At 66.1% G+C, this 19,436-nt stretch carries 14 protein-coding genes; 6 read left to right on the top strand and 8 right to left on the bottom strand.

Annotated features, from left to right (window positions below; all coding sequences use genetic code 11):
* Window positions 1-63: 63 nt before the first annotated feature.
* The 4 genes from EAH76_RS00070 to EAH76_RS00055 are packed head-to-tail and all read right to left on the bottom strand — an operon-like array spanning window position 64 to window position 6,881.
* Entirely contained in the window at window positions 64-2,109 is a 2,046-nt protein-coding gene (locus tag EAH76_RS00070; protein WP_140846550.1) for a tetratricopeptide repeat protein, read from the bottom strand.
* Window positions 2,102-3,451, bottom strand: coding sequence for a PEP-CTERM-box response regulator transcription factor (prsR, locus tag EAH76_RS00065; protein WP_140846548.1), 1,350 nt, complete (start codon window positions 3,449-3,451; stop codon window positions 2,102-2,104). The genes EAH76_RS00070 and prsR overlap by 8 nt, the downstream gene beginning before the upstream one ends.
* Window positions 3,448-5,496 carry an XrtA/PEP-CTERM system histidine kinase PrsK gene (prsK, locus tag EAH76_RS00060; protein ID WP_194150912.1) on the bottom strand — a complete coding sequence of 683 codons (2,049 nt, stop codon included), beginning with the start codon at window positions 5,494-5,496 and terminating at the stop codon, window positions 3,448-3,450. The genes prsR and prsK overlap by 4 nt, the downstream gene beginning before the upstream one ends.
* Complete coding sequence (locus EAH76_RS00055; RefSeq protein ID WP_140846545.1) at window positions 5,493-6,881, bottom strand: TIGR03013 family XrtA/PEP-CTERM system glycosyltransferase; 1,389 nt, start codon at window positions 6,879-6,881, stop codon at window positions 5,493-5,495. Before EAH76_RS00055 ends, prsK begins: the two co-directional genes overlap by 4 nt.
* A gap of 173 nt (window positions 6,882-7,054) precedes the next feature.
* On the opposite strand from EAH76_RS00055, the gene EAH76_RS00050 reads away from it, so the two are divergent.
* Together EAH76_RS00050 and EAH76_RS00045 are read left to right on the top strand one after the other, a co-directional pair.
* Window positions 7,055-8,113, top strand: coding sequence for a mannose-1-phosphate guanylyltransferase/mannose-6-phosphate isomerase (locus EAH76_RS00050; protein ID WP_140846542.1), 1,059 nt, complete (start codon window positions 7,055-7,057; stop codon window positions 8,111-8,113).
* Complete coding sequence (locus EAH76_RS00045; protein WP_140846540.1) at window positions 8,110-8,598, top strand: GNAT family N-acetyltransferase; 489 nt, start codon at window positions 8,110-8,112, stop codon at window positions 8,596-8,598. The genes EAH76_RS00050 and EAH76_RS00045 overlap by 4 nt, the downstream gene beginning before the upstream one ends.
* Here EAH76_RS00045 and EAH76_RS00040 read toward each other — a convergent pair.
* Window positions 8,592-11,447 (bottom strand): TonB-dependent receptor, encoded by a 2,856-nt coding sequence (locus EAH76_RS00040; protein ID WP_140846538.1) that lies wholly within the window; start codon window positions 11,445-11,447, stop codon window positions 8,592-8,594. The two genes, EAH76_RS00045 and EAH76_RS00040, sit on opposite strands and share 7 nt — an antisense overlap.
* Before the next feature lie 181 nt (window positions 11,448-11,628).
* Here EAH76_RS00040 and EAH76_RS00035 point away from each other — a divergent pair, with 181 nt between their 5' ends.
* Complete coding sequence (locus tag EAH76_RS00035) at window positions 11,629-12,150, top strand: hypothetical protein (protein ID WP_241659475.1); 522 nt, start codon at window positions 11,629-11,631, stop codon at window positions 12,148-12,150.
* A 4-nt stretch (window positions 12,151-12,154) separates the two neighbouring features.
* Here the strand turns inward: EAH76_RS00035 and EAH76_RS00030 are convergent, their stop codons facing one another.
* The 3 genes from EAH76_RS00030 to groES all read right to left on the bottom strand — a co-directional run bounded on the left by EAH76_RS00030 (window position 12,155) and on the right by groES (window position 14,960).
* On the bottom strand, window positions 12,155-12,724 hold the full coding sequence (locus EAH76_RS00030; RefSeq protein ID WP_140846535.1) for a Uma2 family endonuclease: 570 nt from the start codon (window positions 12,722-12,724) through the stop codon (window positions 12,155-12,157).
* A gap of 217 nt (window positions 12,725-12,941) precedes the next feature.
* On the bottom strand, window positions 12,942-14,585 hold the full coding sequence (gene groL, locus EAH76_RS00025; RefSeq protein WP_140846533.1) for a chaperonin GroEL: 1,644 nt from the start codon (window positions 14,583-14,585) through the stop codon (window positions 12,942-12,944).
* Between the two features lie 87 nt (window positions 14,586-14,672).
* Complete coding sequence (gene groES / locus EAH76_RS00020) at window positions 14,673-14,960, bottom strand: co-chaperone GroES (protein ID WP_010183565.1); 288 nt, start codon at window positions 14,958-14,960, stop codon at window positions 14,673-14,675.
* 214 nt (window positions 14,961-15,174) lie between these two features.
* Here groES and sppA point away from each other — a divergent pair, with 214 nt between their 5' ends.
* The 3 genes from sppA to EAH76_RS00005 form a co-directional block, all read left to right on the top strand.
* The gene (gene sppA / locus EAH76_RS00015; RefSeq protein ID WP_140846531.1) at window positions 15,175-17,052 is read left to right on the top strand and encodes a signal peptide peptidase SppA; all 1,878 of its coding nucleotides are present in this window, start codon (window positions 15,175-15,177) and stop codon (window positions 17,050-17,052) included.
* 2 nt (window positions 17,053-17,054) lie between these two features.
* A complete protein-coding gene (locus tag EAH76_RS00010) occupies window positions 17,055-17,633 on the top strand; it encodes a GNAT family N-acetyltransferase (protein WP_140846529.1) in 579 nt (192 codons plus the stop codon).
* Window positions 17,634-17,931: 298 nt separating this feature from the next.
* A partial coding sequence (locus tag EAH76_RS00005; protein ID WP_140846526.1) for a class I tRNA ligase family protein occupies window positions 17,932-19,436 on the top strand: 1,505 nt, incomplete at its 3' end.

Below are 19,436 nucleotides of genomic sequence, written 5' to 3'. Positions count from 1 at the left end.
GTCGCGCCTGCTACACGCCGGACGGACGCTTCGCTAGGCGTGCCTGGCCGGACCGTGCAGCGGTCAGCCCAGCACCTTGAGCGCCGCCAGCGCCGCCGCACGATCGTCGAAGCGCGGATCGGCGAGCGCCGCGCGGATCTGCGCCTTCGCTTCGGCGCTGCGGTCGAGATCGGCATAGGCCTGGCCGAGATGCCAGCGGAGCGCCGCGCGATCGGGAGCGATCGACGCAGCCTTTTCGAGCAATTGCAGCGCGGGGGCGCTCTTGCCCTGCTGGTAGAGCGCCCAGCCATAGGCGTCGGTGGTCGCCGGGTTCATCGGCGCGAGCGCATAGGCCGCCTTGCCGAACACAAAACCGGCATCGGCATCGCCCGCGCCGGTATAGGCATAAGACAGCTCGGCGAGCAGCGCCGCATCGCGATCGCCGATCCGCAGTCGCAGGTGTTCGAGCGTCTCGATCGCCGCCTCCCAGTCGCCGCCCGCGATCTGCCAATGCGCCGCGAGCCGCTGGCCCGCGATGTTCTGCGGATTCTGCGAGACGAACAGCGCGAGCACATTCGCCGCCTCGCCCGCCCGCCGGGCGCGGTCGAGCGCATCGACGGTGCGCAACATCGTCGGCTCGTCGAAGCGGATGTCGATCGCATGGCGATAGGCTGCGGCAGCATCGCCGTAGCGATTGAGCGCCATCAGCGTATCGCCGAGCGCGAGATAGGCGTCGGGCGCGCCGGGGGTGAGCGCTACGAGACCCTGCGCTCTGGCGAGCGCGGCGGCGGAGTCGCCCGCTTCGAGCAGGCCGCGCACCAGACCGAGTTGCGCGACGGGTTCGTTGGGCGCGTCGCGTGCGGCAAGGCTCAGTCCGGCGAGCCCATCGTCGGTGCCGAGCGGTGCCGATCCCGCCACCACGGGGATCGCCGAGCGGTCGAGATATTTGGCGGCCCAGTCGCGCTCGCCCGCTTGCTCGAAGGCGCGCCCGACGAGCGAGAGCGTGTAGCTGTCGGCATCGGCGCGCAGCGCGACGGGCTTCAGAATGTCGAGCGCGCCGCGCGCGTCGCCCGAGCGCAGCAGCGCGGCTCCCAGCAGGCGCCGCGCCTCGATGTTGGTCGGTTGCTGGCCGACGAGCAGCGACCAGGCATCGATCGCCTGCTGGTACACGCCGGCGCGATAGGCGAGCGCGCCGTTGAGCAGCAGCGCGCCGGGCAGGGCATCGAGCTGGGTCTTTGTGCGCGCCATCAACTGGCGGGCGAGATCGTCCTTGCCGGCGCGCGCGGCGAGCACCGCCTGCAGATACAGCGCCTGCGCGTTGCCCGGCCGCGCGGCGAGCGCCTTGCGCGTCGCGGCGAGCATGTCCTGATAGCGCCCGACCTCGCCGAGCGTCGCGGCATATTCGATCAAAACGGGGACGTAATAGGCATCGTGCGAGAGCGCCGCCTCGAACCACGGGAGCGCTGCGACGAGGCCGTATTGCGTACGGACGAGCTCGCCGCGCAGTGTCAGCGCCTCGACATTGTTGGCGTTCGCGGCGGTCGCACGCGTCGCGGCGGTGATCGCGCCAGCGATATTGCCGGTCTGATATTGAATGCGGCCGAGATCGGACCAGGCGAAGCTGTCGTTCGGCGCCGAGGCGAGCAGCGTCGCGAGCACCGCCTGCGCGCGGGCGGGATCGCCCTGTGCCGCCAGCGCGCGCGCGCCGACGCGGATCGCATAGCCTGTGTAGCGGGGTGACGCCTTGGCGGCCTCCGCGAGCGCACGGTCGGCTTTCCCCTGCAGTAGCCAGGCCTGCGCGAGCAGATGATGCGTGCGCGCCGGATCGAACCCCACCGCGCTGGCGCGGCCGAGTTCGCCTTCGGCAGCGATGCCGTCACCGAGCGACAAATAGCTGCGCGCGAGCAGCGCGTGCGCGAGCCCCGAGCGCGGATCTGCCTTGATCGCGGACTGCGCATGGTTGCGTGCCGCGCTGTAATTGCCGATGCCGAGCGCCTTGACGCTGAGCGCGAGCTCGGTCCGCGCGGCCGCGGGATCGACCCGCACCGGGGCGTGGCAGCCGGCCACGAGCAGACCCGCGGCACCGATCGCGGCGAGCGATGCCAAGCGGCTGGATAGGGTGTTACGCATGGAGGTCATAGCTCTTGAGCAGATCGTACAGCGTCGGGCGGCTGACGCCCAACAATTTGGCGGTGTTCGAGATGTTGCCCTCGGCCCGCGCGAGCGCCTGGGTGATCGTCGCGCGGTCGGCGCCCTCGCGCGCTGCACGCAGATTGAGCGGTGGCTCCTCATGGCCCTCGGCAAGATCGAGGTCGGCCGCGGTGACGAGCTTGCCCTCGGCCATGATCACCGCGCGCTTCATGCGGTTCTCGAGCTCGCGGACATTGCCCGGCCACGGCCAGGACGCGATCGCGGCGCGTGCGTCGGGCGCAAGACCGGTGACGCCCGAGCGCATCGACGCGGCGTAGACTTTGAGAAAATGCTGCGCGAGCAACGCCGCGTCGCCGCTGCGCTCGGCGAGCGATGGAATGCGCACGACTATCTCGGCTAGGCGGTAATAGAGATCCTCGCGGAACGAGCCGGCGGCGACCATCGCATCGACGTCCTGGTGCGTTGCGCAGACGATCCGCGTATCGACCGATATCGCCTTGCGACCGCCGATCCGCTCGATCGTGCGCTCCTGCAGGAAGCGGAGCAATTTGACCTGGAGCGGGAGCGGGACGTCGCCGATCTCGTCGAGGAACAAGGTGCCGCCTTGCGCCTGTTCGATCTTGCCCTCGGTCGTCTTCACCGCGCCGGTGAACGCGCCTTTCTCATGGCCGAACAATTCGCTTTCGAGCAGGGTCTCGGGGATCGCGGCGCAATTGATCGCGACGAACGCGCCCTTTGCACGTGGGCTCGCATCGTGCAGGCCGCGCGCGAGCAGTTCCTTGCCGGTCCCGCTCGCGCCGAGCAGCATCACCGACACGTCGGCGCCCGCGACGCGCTCGATCGTGCGCGTGACCTTGAGCATTTCGGGGCTCGCGGTGATCATCCCGCCGAGGCCAGTGCTGCTCCCGCGTGCGGCCAGCCGCCGGTTCTCGGCTTCGAGCGCATGAACGTGGAAGGCGCGCGCGACGATGAGGCCGAGCGCATCGATGTCGATCGGCTTGGCGTAGAAATCCCATGCGCCATCGGCGATCGCCTGGCGGGCGCTTTCGAGCGCGCCGTGGCCCGAGGCGACGATCACCTTGGTGTCGGGCTTGAGCCGCAGGATCTCGGCAAGCGTGGCGAACCCCTCGCTGGTGCCGTCTGGATCTGGCGGCAGGCCGAGATCGAGCGTGACGACCGCGGGTTCCTCGGCGCGGATCGCGTCGAGCGCGGTGGTGCGATCGACCGCGGTAACGACCGAATAGCCTTCATACGCCCAGCGGAGCTGGCGCTGCAGGCCGAGATCGTCCTCGATGATCAGCAGTTTGGGCTTGTCGGTCATGCAGCTTCGTCCAGCGAGATCGTCCGCGCCGCGGCGAGCGTGACGTGGAAAGTGGTGCCTGTGCGCTCGCGGCTTTCGACCGCGACGCTGCCGCCCATCGCTTCGGTCAACTGCCGCGCCTCGAACGCGCCGATGCCGAAGCCGCCCGATTTGGACGAGGCGAAGGGTTTGAAGAGCTGTTCGCGCAGGAAAGCGGGACTCATCCCGCAGCCCTGGTCGATGATCGCGATCGAGACGCGCTTGGCGTCGCCCGAGAGGGCGAGCGTGACGGGTTCGCTGGGGGCGCTCGCCTCGATCGCATTCTGCAGGAGGTGGCCGAGCACCTGCTCGAGCCGGACCGGATCGGCCTGCGCGAACTGCTGCATGCCGCTGACCACCACCGGATGCTGCGCGCGCCGCCGCGCCGCAACCTGTTCGGCGAGCGCGAGGAGGTCGACTGGGCGCAGTTCCTCGGCGCGAGCGTGGTGATGTTGCGACAGCCGAGCGAGCAGATCGTTCATCCGCCCGGCCGAATCCTGCAGCGTTGCGATCATGTCGGCGCGGAAGGCGGGATTGTCGGCATGGCGTTCCGCATTGCGCGCGACGAGGCTCAACTGGCTGACGAGATTCTTGATGTCGTGCAGGATGAAGGCGAAGCGGCGGTTGAATTCGTCGAAGCGCTTGGCCTCGGCGAGCGCGGATTGCGCGCGCTCTTCCGCCAGATAGCTCGCGACCTGGCGCCCGGCGATGCGCAACAGATCGAAATCCTCCCAGTCGAGCGCGCGGTCGATCGGCGGGCGGGCGAGCAGGATCGCGCCCTGCAGCCGGTCGAGATGGACGAGCGGGAGCAGGACCCAGCCGTCGGCATCGAGCATCCAGATGGGTACGCTCGCGCTTTCGGTCGCGTCGGTCGTATCGGCCCGCACTGCGTCGAGTTCGACGATCCGCCCGGTGGTGGCGAGGTGCGTGACCAGAGACGCCTCGGCACCGGCGCTCGGCGCCTCCCAGTTCCATCCCGCGCCGACGCCGAGCCCTGCGCCATCGGGCACGAGCAATAGACCGGCGGGTGAATCGGTGAGATCGGCGACCGCCTTGACGATTCGCGCGTCGAGCGGTGCGGCGTCGTCGGGCTTGCCGAGCGTATCGGTGAAGCGGATCCACTCGGCGCGATAATCGTAGCGGTGGCGGAAGAAATGCTTCGACACCTTGACCTTGGCCCAGGCGCGCACCCAGGGCGAAGACAGGATCGTCACCCCGGCGGCAGTCGAGCCGAACACGAATGCGGTCTGCCACAGCCGCGCGTCGCTGCCGGCGACCGAGGCGATCGCGCTGGTCGCGACGAGCATCACCGCGGCGTAGAGCAGGGTGACCGCGAACGACACGGTCTGCCACGCAACGGTGCGCGAGACTTGCAGCGTCCACTCGCCATTGCGTTGTACCGCGACCGCGAGCACCGGCGCGACCAGTGCCATCACGAAGCCGCGCCCGATCGTCAGCGTAACCGGCCAGCTGCCGCTGACATAGGCCGAGAGATAGAGCAGCAAATCGATGCCCCACATCGCACCCAGCGCGAATACGACGAGCCGCAAGCCGGCGCGCGCGCGTGGCGTCGCGGCGGCATAAAGCTGGTGAAGCAGCAGCAGCGCGGCGATCGCGACCATGCTGCGCAGCAGGAGGCGAACGGCGGTCAGTTGCGGGATCAGCGCGGTGCCGATCGCCTGCTCGAGGATCGCAAGCCCGATCCCGGCGACCAGGACAAGGGCGACGACGCCATAGATCACGCTGACCGCGCGATGCTCGCGCGCCGTACGGTCGCGGGCCATCAGCGCGTACATGAAGCCGAGCCAGGCCAGGTTGCGCAGCGCCTCGACGACGCGCGTTACGACATCGAGTCCCTCGATTCCCGCGACCGCGAGCGCCCACAAAGCCGTCAGGCCAAGCGCGCTGACCAACGTTAGGCGCGGCAGCCCTTTCCCCTTTTCGCGCAGTCGCGACACGGCGACCCCCGCGAACAGGAAGGCGGCGAGCGCGTGGCTCCACAGGATCAGCGTGGCGGCGCCGTTCACCGCGCGCCCTCCGGCCACAAGACGACGCGGACCGTCTGGAGCAGGATCAGCAGGTCGAGAAAGGGCGAATAGTTCTTCGCGTAATAGAGATCATATTCGAGCTTTTGCCGGCTGTCCTCGATCGACGCGCCATAGGGATAGTTGATCTGCGCCCAGCCTGTGATCCCGGGCTTCACCATGTGACGTTCGGCGTAATACGGCAGCTGCTGCTCGAGATCCTCGACGAATTGCGGCCGCTCGGGGCGCGGTCCGACAAAGCTCATTTCGCCTTTGAGGACCGACCAGGTCTGCGGCAGCTCGTCGATCCGGAGCTTGCGGATGATGCGGCCGACGCGGGTAATGCGCGGGTCGTTCTTCTCGGCCCACACCGCTTGGCCGGCAACCTCGGCATCGATCCGCATCGAGCGCAGTTTCACGCAATCGAACCCGACATTATAGAGCCCGACGCGGCGTTGGCGGTAGAAAGCCGGCCCCCGGCTTTCGAGCTTGATCGCGAGCGCGGTGAGCAGGATCAGCGGCAGCGTCAAGGCGAGGAGGAGCAGACTCGCGGTGATATCGAACAATCGCTTGAACAGGCTCGAGAACATCCGCCCCGAGGAAAAGCCGTCGGAAAAGATCAGCCAGCTCGGGTTGACGCTCTGCAGGTCGATCCGGCCGGTCTCGCGTTCGAGGAAGGTCGAGATCTCGTTGACGTGGACGCCGGTGGTCTTGATCCGCAGCAGGTCCTTGAGCGGCAGCGCGTTGCGGCGTTCCTCGAGCGCGAGCACGACTTCGCTCGCATTGAGCAGTACGACGTGATCGGCGAGATTGTAGATCGCATCGCGCGCGATCGCCTCGGGGATGACGCGTGCGGCTTCGCTCATCGCAATGTAGCCGACGACGACGAACCCGGCGCCCGGCGTCTGCGCGAGCGCCTTCAGCCGTGCCGCGCGCGCGCCGGCGCCGAGGACAACCACGCGGCGTTTGAACGCCTGCCCACCGATCAGCTTGCCGACGAGCACGCGCAACGCGATCAGCAGCACCGCGGCTACGCCCATCGCGTAAAGCAGGTTCGAGCGCCAGAAGCTTGCCGAGGGGAGGATGAAGAACACGACGCTCAGGAAGATCACGCCGAGCGAGATCGCCACCAGCAGCCGCGCGGTCGCGTAGCGCAGCGATTGCAATGCGCCGGCGCCATATACGCCGACCGCCAGCATCGCCGTTTCGAGCGAGGCGGCAAAGGTCAGCAGCTGCGGGATCCGCGCCTGCATCGGCGTCATCGGCATGAGCAATTGGCCCATCCGCAGCGTGTAGCCGACCTCGCCCGCAGCGATCAGCAGGACGAAGTCGATCAGCCCGAGCAGCAGCACGGCATTGGGGATGTAGTGCTTGAACAACCTGACCATCAGGGGTGAACCTCGTCCGTGCTCGTACGGGGGGTGTAAGCGATTCCGACACGGGCAAGCCGCTGTCGCAGAAATTGACAAAGAAAAGCTAAAAGGTCCGGATCGGGATCGGGCAAAGGGATTACCTTCCGGCGCGGGAGCCGCTACAGCGCCGCGACCTAGGAGGAATTTTTATGCCACAGCTACAGCCGATTGTCCCTGTAATCCTGTCGGGCGGGTCGGGCACACGACTGTGGCCGATGTCCACCCCCGCAATGCCCAAGCAGATGCTGGCGCTTACCGCGGAAGAGACGATGCTTCAGCTCACCGCACGCCGCGCGCAAGGCGAGCGGTTCAGCGCGCCGATCGTCGTCGCCAATGCCAAGCACGCAGCGATGGTCGAAGCGCAGCTCGAGGCGGCATCCGCCACCGCCGATGCGCTGATCCTCGAGCCGATCGGGCGCAATACCGCACCGGCGATCGCATTGGCGGCGATCGCGGCGGGGTCGGGCGATGCGGCGTTGCTGATCATGCCGTCGGATCACGTGATTCTCGACGTACCGGCGTTCCATGCCGCGGTCGAAGCAGCGCTGCCGATGGTCGAGCAGGGCTGGCTGGTGACCTTCGGGATCAATCCGCACGCGCCCGAAACGGGCTATGGCTATATTCACATGGGCGAAGAAATCGCGGCCGGCGTCCACCGCGTCGCGAAGTTTGTCGAAAAGCCCCCGCGCGACGCGGCCGAAGCGATGCTTGCCGCTGGCGACCATGCCTGGAACGGCGGGATTTTCCTGTTCCGCGCCGATTCGTATCTCGAAGCGCTGGCACAGCATGATCCCGAGACGCTCGCTGCGTGCAAGGCATCGATGGACAACGCGCGCCACGAGGGCAAGCGCATTTACCCCGAAGCCGAGGCCTTTGCGGCATCGCCGGCCGAATCGATCGACTACGCCGTGATGGAAAAGGCCGAGCGCGTCGCGGTGGTGCCGGTCAAGATGGGCTGGAGCGACTTGGGCAGCTGGGACGCGCTGCACGAGATCAGCGAGCTCGACGAGAGCGGAAATTCTCATCAGGGCGAAGTGATTGCGATCGATACCGCGCATTGTCTGGTGCGCAGCGACGGTGCGCGGATTGCGATGGTCGGCGTCGAGGACCTTATCGTCGTCGCGAGCGGCACCGATATCCTGATCCTGCCGCGTGGCCGCAGCCAGGAGGTCAAGGCGCTGATCGAGGCGATGAAGAAGCGCGGATGACCGGGCTGACGATCCACGCGTATCGTGACGACCTGGCGCAGGCGTTCCACGATATCAACGCGCAGTGGATCGGCGCGATGTATCGGCTCGAGCAGACCGATCGCGATGTGCTCGAGCATCCGTTCGAACGGATCATCGCGCCCGGCGGCGATATCCTGTTCGTCGAAGCGGCGGGGCTCGGGATCGTTGGTGCGTGCGCGCTGCAGCGGACCGGCCCGGATCAATACGAGCTGACGAAGATGGGCGTGCTCGACACCGCGCGTGGGCGCGGGGCGGGCGCGTTCCTGCTCGATGCGATGATCGCGCGTGCCAAGGCGATGGGTGCGCGCCGGCTGTACCTGCTCAGCAATGCCAAGAGCGCGACGGCGATCCGCCTCTATGAGAAAGCCGGCTTCCGCCATGATCCGGGGATCATGGCGGAGTTCGGCGCGCGTTACGAACGCTGCAATATCGCGATGCTCTACCCGCTCGATCGCGCTCAATAAGCGAGCTGGACGCCGATCCGGAAGGTCTGGCGATAGCGCTCGCTTTCGATCAGCTGCGTCTTGACCGCCTGGTAGCGCCGCCACGGTGAGTCGAGCAGGTTACTCGCCTCGACGAAGACAGTGAACTGCTTGACCGGCGAATAGCCGATCCGCGCGTCGAGCGAATTGTTCTCGTCGGTATATTGATCGGTCGCCGCGGTCGTGCCGAGCGTGTCGAGATAGGCCGAGCGATAGGTGTAGGCGAGCCGCCCGGTCAGGCCGTATTTCTCGTAATAGAGCTGCGCCGTGCCGATATATTTCGACTGGAGCAAATTGGGCACCGAACCTGCGCGACCGATCACGCCGCGCGACGACCCGTCGGTATAGGTGAAGTTGCCCGAGACGCCGAAGCCCGACAGCGCGCCCGGCAGGAAGGTCAGCTGCGCCTGGAGGTTGGCCTCGACGCCGTAGATCTTCGCGCTGTCGCCATTGACCGGCTGCGTCACCTGCGCGCGGGTGAAGGTCGTGCCGCCGAAGGTGCCGCCCTGCGTCGTGCCGACGGTGAAGATCGGATCGTCGAGATGCTTGTAGAAGCCGGCGATCGAGATGATGCCCTGGCCCGCGAGATAATATTCGGCCGAGAAATCGCCCGAGACAGCCTTGTACGGCTTGAGTTTGGGATTGCCGAGCGCGACCACCCCGGCGTTGGGCGTGGTGTCGCTGACGTTCACATAGGGTGCCAGCAGATTGTAGTCGGGGCGGCCGATCGCGGTGGTCGCAGCGGCGCGCAGGACGAGCCGATCGTTGACGTCGAAGCGCACGTTGAGGTCGGGGAAGGCGTCGGTATAGGCGCGCGAGTTCGAGACGTTGAAGCCCTGCGTCACCAGCGAGGTCGCGGTGAAGGCCTTGCCCTTATAGGTGCCATCGGTGTGCTCGACGCGGACGCCGGGGACGATGGTGAACTTGGCGAACTTGAAGGTGCCCATGATGTAGCCGGCGAACACCTTCTCGCTCAAATCGTAGTCGTTGACGAGCGAGTTGGCGACCGAGGTGGCGGAGTCCGACGCGCTCTGCGTCCGGGCGGACGGGTTGGTGACGGTGTAATAGGTCTGTGCCTGGTCGTAGTTGATCCGCGGACCGACGAGATAGCGCCCGTCATAGATCGCGCTGCCATCGTCCGAGGCCGCCCCCGTTGCGGCGAGCGTGCCGCTTAGCGAATATTGCTGGAAGTCGCGATTGTTGGACTTGTCGGTCTGTTGGAACTTGCCGCCGAGCTTGATCGTGCTGTCGCTGCCGAAATCGATCGGGATCGTCAGGTCGGCGCGCGCCTGGTAGAGATTCTCCTCGGCGCGGCGGCGGTCGTAGCTGACGCGATAGCCGCTGTAGAGCGCGCTGTTATACGGCGTACCGTTGGCGGTGTTGACCTTGAACAGCGTGTCGGCGAGGTCGAGCGACAGGCCGGTCAGCGCGGTGCTGCCGGTGCGGAACGAGAACTCCGAGCGCAGCGGATCCTTCTTGAGCGCCTTGCTGTAGGTGCCCTCGACCTGCAGCTCGGATCCGCCGAAGCGGAACTTGCCACCCAGCTCGCCCGAGAAGGTCGAGTCATCCTCGTTGCGCAGCCGCAGGAAGCGCGTGCCGCGGCTGCTGAACGTGCCACCGTTCGAGATCGCGGCATTGACCGCCTGCTGCGCCGCGGTCGGCTGGGTGGTGACGCCCGCGGCGTTGGTCGTGGCATAGGTGACCGGGATCTCGATTCGCGATTGGTCGCGCGTCTCGTGGTCCTTGAAGGTCGAATAGAGCGTGCGGAGATAGACGTTGACGTCCGAGCTCGGCCGCCAGTCGAAATTGCCGACGACGCCGTAGCGGGTGCGGTTGAGATTGTAATCGCGGATGCGGTAATCGTCGGGCAGCGCGCGGCTCGCGCCGGTCGGCGTGCCCCAGTTCGACGAACCCTGCAGATTCTCGGACTCGATCGGGCGGCTGGAATAGTTGCCCGAGAGCACGACGCCGAAGGTCTTGTCGGGGCCGAAGCGCGTCCCCGCGGTGATATCGCCCTCATACGGGCTGCGGCTGTTGAGCGTGTTGTAGCCGCTGACAAGCCGCGCGTTGGCGAACGCCTTAGTGCGGTCAAACGCGGTGAGCGTGTTGATGTCGACCTGACCGGCGATCGCATTGGCGTCGCGGTCCGGGGTCAGCGACTTTACGACGGTGACCGAACCGATCAGCGAGGAGGGGATGTCGTCGAGCTTGACCTGTCGGCTCTCGGGCTCGGGCGCGGGGGCGGTCTGGCCGTTGATCGTCACATTGGCGAGGTTGGGATTGACGCCGCGGATGATGACGTAGCGCCCTTCGCCCTGATCGTTGGCGACCGAGATGCCCGGCAGGCGGCGGACCGCCTCGGCAACGTTCTGGTCGGGCAGCTTGCCGACGTCATTGGCGTTGAGCGTGTCCTGGATGAAGTTGGACGACCGCTTCGCCTGGAGCGCGCGGCGTTCGGCGGCGCGCTGGCCGGTGACCACGATCTCGCCGCCGCTGACGTCGCCCGATGGCGGATTGAGCCGGAAGTCGACGATCGCGGCGCTATCGCTCGACGTCGCGCTGCGCGTAACGCTCGGATAGCCGATATAGGTGAAGGTCAGCTCGATCGGTCCCGCCGGAAGATCGCGGATCACGAACACGCCGTCGCGGTCGGCGATCGCGGTGCGGCCGGCGGCGGCGATCGTCGCGCCGGGCAGGGCCGCGCCGGTCGTCGGATCGAGCACGCGGCCCGACACGTCGGCAGCGTAAGCCGGCAGTGCGGTGGAGCCGAGCAACGCCGCGCACAGGCCTGCCTTGGACGCGAAGCTACGCGCCCGGATATGTCCGAACATCAGAATTCCCCTTGGTCGCAGCGCCCGCCTGGAATGTTCTAGCGTGCCGCGTTGGGGCGTCCTTATGCGCTGTCCATGACGGGAGCGTGACGATTTCGCCACGTCTCTCGAATGGATGCGGGGCATCGGAACTTCTTTAGGGTATTCGCGTCCTTCGGACACACGCACCCGGAGGACGATGATGCATCGCACGACACTGATATGGGGCATGATCGCGCTGGCGGCGGCACCGCTGGCCTGGTCGGGCGCTGACGCGCAGCAGCGCGACGATCTCGGTCATGTCATCACGCAGCCGTTGCGCGACACGCGCATCTCGAAGACCAAAATCCCGCCGATCCTGCAACTCGCCGCATCGGCACCCTATTCCTCGCAAAACACGCGAAGCTGCGCGACGATCGCCGCAGAGGTGCGTCGGCTCGATGGTGCGCTCGGCCCCGATGCCGATGTGCCCGGCAAGCCCAAGGGCGAGGGCGCGGAAGTTGCCGCGGTGGCGGCTCGGACTGCGGTCAGCACGTTGATCCCGGGGCTCGGGCTGGTGCGCGTGCTGACGGGGGCCGACAAGGAGCAGCGCCGCGCCGAGGCGGCGGTCTATGCCGGGCAGACGCGGCGGGCGTATCTCAAAGGGCTGGGCTATGCCCGCAAATGCCAGGCGCCCGCAGCGCCGACGCGCGCAGCGGTGGCGGATCTGCCGACGTCGAACTGAGCCGTCAGTCGCGCGCGAAGATTTCCGCGCGGGGGATGGTGAGGTTTAGCGAGGGTATGGTCAGATCGTCGCTCGCCGCGAGCCAGTCGGCGGTCCAGCCGCCGGTAGGGGTGCGTTGTACGAGGTGGATGCGCTGTTCGGCGGGATCGACGAGGATGACTTCGCGCGTACCGGCGAGCGCGCAATATTCTGCGAGCTTGACCTTCTGGTCGTAAGCGAAGGTCGAGGGCGACAGGATCTCGAATATCACCTGCGGATCGCCGAGCAATTTCTTGCGCGCGTTCTCCGGGGCCGCGGGATTGTTGCAATAGACGCTGATGTCAGGGAAGCGCACCGTTCGGTCTTCAGTCTGAGCGGCGAGATCAGAGCCGTAGGGACGACAGCCTGAGCCGCGCAGACGTGGGCCAAGCGCCATCAAAATATTGAACGCGATCCGCGCATGCTGCTCGCTGCCGCCGGCCATCATATAGATCAGGCCATCCTCGAGTTCGGCCTTCGCGCCGCCGAAATCCATTGCGAGGAATTCCTCGACGCTGATGCGACGGTAGGCTGGGTCGAGAGCGATCGCGGGCATGGCGTGAAATATACCGCGTATCGGCAGACAAACAAAGGGCCGGCGGATCGCTCCGCCGGCCCTTCGTTTTGTCCAGCCTGGGGCTGGGTGGTCCGGGCTTCCGGCACCGGCAGAGCCGGTGCCCGTCGGACGGGATCGTCGAGTGAACTCGACGACCCGCCGGCCGGAGCCACGCGAGTCCTGAGCTAAGCCGTGGCTTAGCTCAGGCCGCGTTGGCTCAGAAATCCATACCGCCCATGCCGCCCATGCCGCCGCCGCCCATCGGCATTGCGGGCTTGTCTTCCGGCAGCTCGCTCACGGCCGCTTCGGTCGTGATGAGCAGGCCGGCGACCGATGCTGCGTTCTGCAGCGCGGTGCGGACGACCTTGGTCGGATCGATCACGCCGGCTTCGACCAGGTTCTCGTACGTGTCGGTCGCTGCGTTGAAGCCGATCGTCGGATCGTTGCCGTCGAGCAGCTTGCCCGAAACGACCGCACCGTCATGGCCGGCATTGGTAGCGATCTGACGCACCAGTGCAGTGAGCGACTTGCGGACGATGTCGATACCGCGCGTCTGGTCTTCGTTCGCACCGGTCAGGCCGTCGAGGACCTTGCTGGCGTAAAGGAGAGCCGTGCCGCCGCCGGGGACGATGCCTTCTTCAACGGCTGCGCGGGTTGCGTGCAGCGCGTCGTCGACGCGGTCCTTGCGCTCCTTGACTTCGACTTCCGAAGAACCGCCGACCTTGATCACGGCAACGCCGCCAGCAAGCTTGGCGAGACGCTCCTGGAGCTTCTCCTTGTCGTAGTCGCTCGTCGTGTTCTCGATCTGCTGACGGATCGCATCGGTGCGGCCCTTGATCGCGTCCGAGTCACCAGCACCGTCGACGATGACGGTGTTGTCCTTGTCGATCGTGACGCGCTTGGCGGTGCCGAGCATGCCGATCGTGACCGACTCGAGCTTGATGCCGAGGTCTTCCGAGATCATCTCGCCCTTGGTCAGGATCGCGATGTCTTCGAGCATCGCCTTGCGACGATCGCCGAAGCCCGGTGCCTTGACCGCTGCGACCTTGAGGCCGCCGCGCAGCTTGTTGACGACGAGCGTGGCCAGAGCCTCACCCTCGATGTCCTCGGCGATGATCAGGAGCGGACGGCCCGACTGAACGACGGCTTCCAGGATGGGGAGCATCGCCTGCAGGTTCGACAGCTTCTTCTCGTGGATCAGGATGTAGGGATCCTGAAGCTCGACCGACATCTTCTCGGGGTTCGTGATGAAGTAAGGCGAGAGGTAGCCACGGTCGAACTGCATGCCTTCGACGACGTCGAGCTCGAACTCGAGACCCTTGGCTTCCTCGACGGTGATCACGCCTTCCTTGCCGACCTTCTCCATCGCTTCGGCGATCTTCTCGCCGACTTCACGATCGCCATTGGCCGAGATGATGCCGACCTGAGCGACTTCGTGCGAACCCGAAACCGGCTTCGAACGCGACTTGACGTCCTCGACGACCTTGATGACCGCGAGATCGATACCGCGCTTGAGGTCCATCGGGTTCATGCCCGCTGCAACCGACTTCATGCCCTCGCGAACGATGGCCTGCGCCAGAACCGTTGCGGTGGTCGTGCCGTCGCCGGCGATGTCGTTGGTCTTCGAGGCGACTTCGCGCAGCATCTGCGCGCCCATGTTCTCGAACTTGTCCTTGAGCTCGATTTCCTTGGCGACGGTGACGCCGTCCTTGGTGATGCGCGGTGCGCCGAAGCTCTTGTCGATCACGACGTTGCGGCCCTTTGGCCCCAGCGTGACCTTGACCGCGTCGGCGAGGATGTCGACGCCGCGGAGGATGCGCTCGCGCGCGTCACGGCCGAATTTTACGTCCTTGGCTGCCATGATGAGGCTACCCTTTCTATGTCTGTTGAGTCTGGAAAGTCACACGAAAGTCACACCATCCGCGCCTGCGCGCAGACGGGGGGCAGCTCAGCCAACGATGCCGAGGATGTCCGATTCCTTCATGATCAGCAGGTCTTCGCCGTCGATCTTGACCTCGGTGCCCGACCATTTGCCGAACAGGATCTTGTCGCCGGCCTTGACTTCGAGCGGGTGGATTTCACCGGCTTCGTTGCGAGCGCCGGTGCCGACGGAGACGACTTCGCCTTCCTGCGGCTTTTCCTTGGCGGTCTCGGGGATGATGATCCCACCGGCGGTCTTTTCTTCTGCCTCTACGCGGCGGACGAGCACGCGATCGTGCAACGGACGAAAGGTCATGGGCGAAGTCCCTTTATGATGAACAGGTGTTAGCACTCGACGTTGGTGAGTGCCAGCAGGGCGGGATATGATAGCGACACCGCGCATCGTCAACCGCCACCACCGCATTTTCTGGTGCGAGGGATTGCGCGTGTTGGCGAACTAACACGCATTTACTCGCGCCGTGGCTTGCCGTAGCGAAGGGCCCTATTTCCGCCAAGCAGGGATCGGCCAGATGAAACTCGTACGGGGCGCGTGGAAGATACTCGTCGGCATCAAGGACGCGCTGGTCCTCATCGCGATGCTGCTGTTCTTCGGCCTGCTGTTCGCAGCGCTCGCGGCAAAACCGAACAAGCGCGCGGTCGGCGACGGGGCGCTCGTGCTCAAGCTCGATGGCCCGATCGTCGAGCAGACGCAGGACGTCGGCGCTTTCGCCAGCCTGAGCGGCGACGGAGGCAACCACGAATATCGCCTGCGCGATGTGGTCCGCAGCCTCGACAAGGCGGCCAAGGACGCCAGCGTCAAGGTCGTCGTGCTCGATCTCGACTCGTTCGGCGGCGGCTATCCGGCGGCGCTGAACGAAGTCGGCGCGGCGCTGAAGCGCGTGCGCGATGGTGGCAAGCCTGTGCTGGCGTTCGCGACAGCCTATACCGATTCCGGGTACCGCCTTGCTGCCAATGCGAGCGAGATCTGGGAAAGCCCGATGGGCGGCACGCTGTTCATGGGACCGGGCGGATCGCAACTCTATTACAAGGGCCTGATCGACAAGCTCGGCGTCAATGCGCACGTCTACCGCGTCGGCAAGTACAAGTCGTTCGTCGAGCCGTACACGCGTACCGAAGCCTCGCCCGAGGCGAAGGAAGAAGTGGTCAAGCTGGACCAGGTGCTGTTCGCCAACTGGCAACAGTCGGTTGCGGCCGCGCGTCCCAAGGCGAAGTTCGCACCGTTCCTCGCGACGCCGGGCGCGGTGATCACCGCGGCGCAGGGCGACATCGCCAAGGCCAATCTCGATGCTGGCCTCGTCGACAAGCTCGGCACGCGGCTCGATTTCGGCAAGCGCGTGGCGGAGATCGCCGGCGCCGATGCCGGCAAGGCGGCCGGACTGTTCAAGACGATCAAGTACGACGCCTATGTCGCCGCCAATCCGCTGCCGACCGGCGGCGACAAGGTCGGCGTGCTGACGATCGCCGGCGACATCGTCGACGGCAAGTCGCAGGGCGGCAATGTCGGGTCGGACACGGTGTCGAAGCTGCTGCTCGACGCGCTCGCCAAGAAGGACCTCAAGGCGCTTGTCGTGCGTGTCGATTCGCCCGGCGGCTCGGCGCTCGCATCGGAAGACATGCGCCGTGCGATCCAGGAGGCGAAGGCGCAGAAGCTGCCGATCGTCGTGTCGATGGGCTCGGTCGCGGCATCGGGCGGCTATTGGGTGTCGACCGCGGGCGACATGGTGTTCGCGCAGCCGACGACGATCACCGGGTCGATCGGCATCTTCGGGATCATCCCGACCTTCGAGAACACGCTCAAGAAGGTCGGCCTGACAACCGATGGTGTGCGCACCACGCCGCTGTCGGGACAGCCGGATATCTATGGCGGCACCAACCCCGAGACCGATGCGATCTTCCAGGCGGGGATCGAGAATGGCTATCGCCAGTTCATCACGCGGGTCGCCAATGCGCGCAAAATGACGCCCGAGCAGGTCAACGAGATCGGGCAGGGGCGTGTCTGGGATGGCGGGACTGCGTTGCAGCTCCACCTGGTCGACAAGTTCGGCGGGTTGCAGGATGCGATCGCCGAGGCGGCGCGGCGCGCGGGGCTGAAGGCCGACGGTTATCACGCCGAATATCTCGAGAAGAAGCCGAGCGCGTTCGCCAAGATGATCCAGCAGTTCGCCGATTCGAACAAGGATGACGACGCGTCGGCGGGCGACGCCTTCACGCGGATGGCGGCCGAGCGGCGTGCGGTGTTCGCGCGCGCGCTGGGCGACGTGACGCGGATCGGCACGGGTGCTGCGATCCAGGCGCGTTGCCTCGAATGCGAGGGCGTCGGCGGCAATGCGCCGCGCGCCGGGGACGCGCGGCTGATGGACTTCGTGCTCGCGCGGTTCGGGCTGTGAGCATGGATCCCGCACCCACCCGCGTCGCGATCCGCCCCGCGACGCCCGACGATGCCGCGGCGATCGCGGCGATCTACCGCCCCTATGTCGAGCGCGGCGTGGTCTCGTTCGAGACCGAGGCGCCCGATGCCACGGTGATCGCGCAGCGGATGGCGTCTTCGGGCGGGCTGTATCCGTGGCTGGTCGCGACCGAAGGCGAGGGCGGGGCGGTGCTCGGCTATGCCTATGCCTCGGCGTTCCGCGATCGGCCGGCGTATCGCTTCACGATCGAGACGACGGTCTATCTCGAGACGGGCACGCAGGGGCGCGGCAACGGGCGGCAGCTGTACGATGCGCTGATCGACACGGTGCGCGCGCAGGGGTTTACGCATGCGATCGGCGTGATCGCGCTGCCCAACGATCATTCGATCCGGCTGCACGAATCGGTCGGCTTCAAGCGCGCCGGGTTCTTCCGCGAGGCGGGCTACAAGGACGGGCGCTGGATCGACGTCGGATACTGGCACTGCGACCTCAACGACGCGACGATCCCGCCGATGGAGCCCAAGCCGTTCAGCGAGACCGGGATGGTGTGGAATTGGTGAGCGCTCGTTGAGCGCACCCGCGAAGCGGCTTCCCTCTCTGCGCGCAAAAAGAAGATTTCGGTTCGGGCAGAGGCGCAGAGGACGCGGAGGTGATGCGTTCGCGGCGACGCTTCTTCTCTTCTTCGTGGCTTCGCGTCTTCGCGTCTTCGCGTCTTCGCGTGAGAAAGAAGCTGGTTTCACACAAAGACGCGAAGCCACGAAGACGCCCCCATCGCGCAACGCAGGATCATCGTGATTGGAAGCTCCCCTGCGGGGAGGGCTTTATACAGCAGGGCGGCTCGGCTAAGGCCGCACTCAAATGACCGACACGCCAAACACCGCAGCCGCCGCGAGCGAAGCCCAACGCGATTATCGCGACACCGTCTTCCTGCCGAAGACCGACTTTCCGATGAAAGCCGGTCTCCCCGCCAAGGAGCCCGGCATCCTCGCGCGCTGGCAGGCGATGAACCTCTACGAGAAGACCCGCGAAGCCCGCCGCGGCCGCGAGAAGTTCATCCTGCATGATGGCCCGCCGTACGCGAACGGCGACATGCATATCGGCCATGCGCTCAACCATATCCTCAAGGACACGGTGTGCCGCACGCAGGGGCTGCTCGGCAAGGACGCGCCCTATGTGCCCGGCTGGGACTGCCACGGCCTGCCGATCGAGTGGAAGGTCGAAGAGCAGTATCGCGCCAAGAAGCGCAACAAGGACGAGGTCCCGCCGCGCGAATTCCGCGCCGAGTGCCGCGCGTATGCGCAGCATTGGGTCGACGTGCAGCGCGAGCAGCTCAAGCGGCTCGGCATCAATGGCGACTGGGACCATCCCTATCTGACGATGGACTTCGCCGCCGAGGCGACGATCGTCACCGAGCTGATGAAGTTCGCGGAGAGCGGCCAGCTCTATCGCGGCGCCAAGCCGGTGATGTGGTCGCCGGTCGAAAAGACCGCGCTCGCCGAGGCCGAGGTCGAATATGAGGACGTCGTGTCGACGCAGATCGACGTGGCGTTCGAGATCATGGACGCACCGAACGCGCCCGAGCTGGTCGGTGCGCATGCGGTGATCTGGACGACGACGCCGTGGACGATCCCGGTGAACCAGGCGCTGAGCTATGGGCCGGAGATCGAGTATGTCTTGGTCACTTTGTTCACCGAGCCGGGCATGGGCGCTGAAGAAAGCACGATTGCCGATAACCGGATGGCCGAACACGGCATCCCGATCGGCCGCAAGGTGCTCGTCGCTGAGCCGCTCTTGCAAGAGTTCATCACGCGACTGAAGCGAATGGCAGCTCGGATCGATTGGTCTGACATTGGTGGCGAGACGCCCGACATTCTCAACTTGTTCGGCGACACGGTGTTCAAGGGCTCGCAACTCGAAGGCGCCACCGCGCGCCATCCGATGCATGCGCTCGGCGGGTTCTTTGCCAAGCCGCGGCCGTTCCTGCCGGGTGAGTTCGTCACAACTGAGGCGGGCACCGGGCTCGTCCATATGGCGCCCGACCACGGCGAGGACGATTTCCTGCTGTGCAAGCAATACGGGATCGAGCCGGTCTTCGCGGTCGATGGCGCGGGGATGTATCGCGACGATTGGGCGTGGCTCGGCGGGCAGGGCTCGGTGATCAACAAGAAGTTCGTCTCCGCCGAGGGGCCGATCTGTTCGGACCTGCGCGCAGTGGGTGCGTTGCTCGCGGCGAGCGATGATTTCGCGCATTCCTATCCGCATTCGTGGCGGTCGAAGGCGAAGGTCATTTTTCGCGCGACGCCGCAGTGGTTTATTCCGATGGATCAGGCGCTGCCAGAGTCCCCCTCCCGCAAGCGGGAGGG

The organism is Sphingomonas glacialis, assembly GCF_006439055.1.
Taxonomy (GTDB): Bacteria; Pseudomonadota; Alphaproteobacteria; order Sphingomonadales; family Sphingomonadaceae; genus Sphingomonas; species Sphingomonas glacialis_A.
This window is presented reverse-complemented; position numbering and strand designations above follow the sequence as displayed.